Here is a 2,605-nt window from a genome sequence, read left to right as displayed (position 1 = left end):
GCCGTAGACCTGGTAAACGTACCCCATAAACTCGACGCCGTGCTGCTTGAGCCAAGCAACCGCTTCGTCGGCATTCTGCGTGAGAACTTTCACAAGCTCTTTGTTCCCGCGATAGCCCCCCGCCTGCATCGTGTTTTCGAAGAACAGCTCTTCGCTGTCCGTAATGCCGGCCTTCTTGCAGTCTTCGGGGAACGACTGCGTTGTAAGCGCCGCCCGACACGATGGTGTTGCCGCCGACAAACGAATTCTTCTCAAGAATGCAGACCTTTGCGCCCGCTTCCGCAGCCGCAACGGCCGAGGTAAACCCTGCGCCGCCGGAGCCGATGACGACGATGTCAAACGTCTGGTCCCATTTGGCGGGAACCGCGGCGACTTCAATCGCCGATGCCGGCAAAGAAATCGTCGCAGCGAATCCGGCAGTCGATGCGGCGGCTGCTTTAGCGAAGAACGATCTGCGGGTCATGGTGCTGCTCATGGCAGAAACTCCTTTTGGTGTTCGATATTTACTAATCGTCCGGACGGTTAGTAATTTACGCCTTGTATATAATTCGCTCTATGCGAAACAACCCTATAAACAAAATCCACCATGCCTAATGAGAATCAACCTCAGGAAAAACAAAAGACAAAACGAGGTCGGGGCCGACCGCCTGCCGTCCACGAAAACGGGTTGGACAGTCGGTCGCTGGCACTGGCCGCAGCGCGGCAGATCGTGACGAAGGAAGGGGCTTCTCATCTGAGTTTCGATCGACTTGCTGCGGTATCGGGGCTCGCAAAAGGGACGCTCCTCTACTACTTCAAAAAGAAGGAAAACCTGCTCACGGCACTTCTCGAGGAACATGCTGCAGAGCTCGAATCCCGTTACCAGCAGGCTAAAAACAGGAGCGATCGAGCCGACAATGCCGACATCGATCCCGTTTGCGCAGCGTTTATTGAATGGGCCAAGGAATTCTTTACCCGCAAGCCCGAAAATTCGTCGTTCGGCCTGGCCATTCAGCTCGCGTTCGACACTTTCGGTTTCGAGTCGCACCCTGTCAACCAGTGGTTCCAACAACGCTTTGAAGAAGCCAAAAGCTCGGTTAAAAACACCAAACTCGAGAAGTTGTCCTGTCTTTTGGCGATTCAGGGACTTTTCTACATGACTTATTTACGAATGGGCTCTTTCACGACGGAAGACGCGCAGGAAGTCTTGAATTATCTGCAGGAGAAGCTGAACCAAGATTCCAAATAATTGTCTGTTAGAAGGTTGGCGATTTAATACGCCAATTCTCGAGTCAATATCGGGGTTTTGATACCCGTTGAGCGACGGAATAGGACTCCCAAAACCGGCAAAAGGAGTCCCGTTGCTCCAGGATTTGTTGCCCCATGCGGTTTTCTGAAAGTTCAACCGGTTGAACTTTTTTCCCCGCATCGGATGACCCTTCTTGCCCAATCTACGATCGCTTTTTGTCACACGCGGGCGTAAAGTGCACCACTAACGCGAGATAAAAGTGCACCACCCCGTGTGGGGTGCTTACGGCTCACCTATAACAGATCCTAACTTCCAGATAAGCGGGCATAACTTCGCATCGGAAGCGAACGGTCCGCTTCCGATCGCTCGTTATCTTGGTTCGTGCGTCCATGAGACAATAACCGACGCATAAGACACTATCGTATCTACGTTGTCGAACTCTTGGTTGATCGTCATGGCTGACCGATTCTTTTTCGAATTCCGAAGCAAACGCATCGAGTGGAATTTCCCTTTGTAAGATCACCATAGTTCCGGGAGAGGCCGAGAAAATCAAATCATCGACTCTTTTTGCTGAAAGGGCCGTACGGTTTCGGCTGTACGCCCTTTTCGGTTGATAAAATCGCGGGGTTCCTTTGATCCTGTTTGTGTTTCGCTTGGAAAAACGTCTGATCAGCAATAAAATGACTCACGCGGAAGCTTGAGGCTTCCAACGATCGGCACGGGAGCGGTTCCGTGCCGACTGGCCTAGAAGAATCTGCGGCGGAGGAAAAGGACCCGCGAAACCGCAGCACAGCTTCTAGGCCTTTCGTTTATCTGTTGCAAGCGATCCTTCAAGATCGCGCCGCTGACGGCGATCGTGAAGAACGGCGGCTATGTCGTCACAAACGCCAAGGTAAAGGTGCTCGCCAAAGAAAACGGCCGCGACATTGCCTATCCTGTCGCCGACTCGGTCGTGAAGACCTACGCGGGCATTCCGATCTTCGGCCTCTATCCCGACCACCTCAACACGGTGGAAGTCGAATATGACCGGACCTACAACGGCAAAACCGAACACTTCAAAGACCGCTATCAGTTCTACACGGCCCCCGTCTTCACGCTCTCGAGCGGCATGCCCGCACAGCGCTCGACGATGTACAACGCCGAACCCGTCAAGGTCGACAAAGAATTCGAAGACCGCCTCTACCTCGTCGACAACCAGTTGATGCCGATGGCGCCGCAGGGCGGCCGCTTTGTCTGGAACAACCCTGCGGGCGGTGCCCTCGAGTGGTGCTTCAACAGTCAGATCGCCATCATCGATACGAAGGGCGACGTGCGCTGGTATCTCCTGAACGACCTCATCAACGATCAGACCGATCCCTGGCGCTCGGGCTTCATGAT

3 protein-coding genes and 1 pseudogene are annotated in these 2,605 nt (G+C 53.6%); 3 read left to right on the top strand and 1 reads right to left on the bottom strand.

The window, feature by feature from the left end; all coding sequences use genetic code 11:
• Nucleotides 1–325 (bottom strand): annotated as a pseudogene (locus tag H6A60_RS13805) (FAD-binding protein); the annotation flags it as partial.
• On the opposite strand from H6A60_RS13805, the gene H6A60_RS13800 reads away from it, so the two are divergent.
• The 3 genes from H6A60_RS13800 to H6A60_RS10950 all read left to right on the top strand — a co-directional run.
• A complete protein-coding gene (locus H6A60_RS13800) occupies nt 258–713 on the top strand; it encodes a hypothetical protein (protein WP_239477726.1) in 456 nt (151 codons plus the stop codon). The pseudogene H6A60_RS13805 and the gene H6A60_RS13800 sit on opposite strands and share 68 nt — an antisense overlap.
• Nucleotides 668–1,228, top strand: coding sequence for a TetR/AcrR family transcriptional regulator (locus tag H6A60_RS10955; protein ID WP_205104545.1), 561 nt, complete (start codon nt 668–670; stop codon nt 1,226–1,228). Before H6A60_RS13800 ends, H6A60_RS10955 begins: the two co-directional genes overlap by 46 nt.
• An 856-nt stretch (nt 1,229–2,084) precedes the next feature.
• Nucleotides 2,085–2,605 (top strand): aryl-sulfate sulfotransferase N-terminal domain-containing protein (locus H6A60_RS10950; protein ID WP_338054869.1); only part of this gene is annotated, 521 nt, incomplete at its 3' end.

Source organism: Sutterella massiliensis (assembly GCF_016899755.1).
Lineage (GTDB): Bacteria > Pseudomonadota > Gammaproteobacteria > Burkholderiales > Burkholderiaceae_F > Sutterella > Sutterella massiliensis.
The sequence above is the reverse complement of the archived record's forward strand: the minus strand, read 5'-3'. Positions and strand labels throughout refer to the sequence as shown.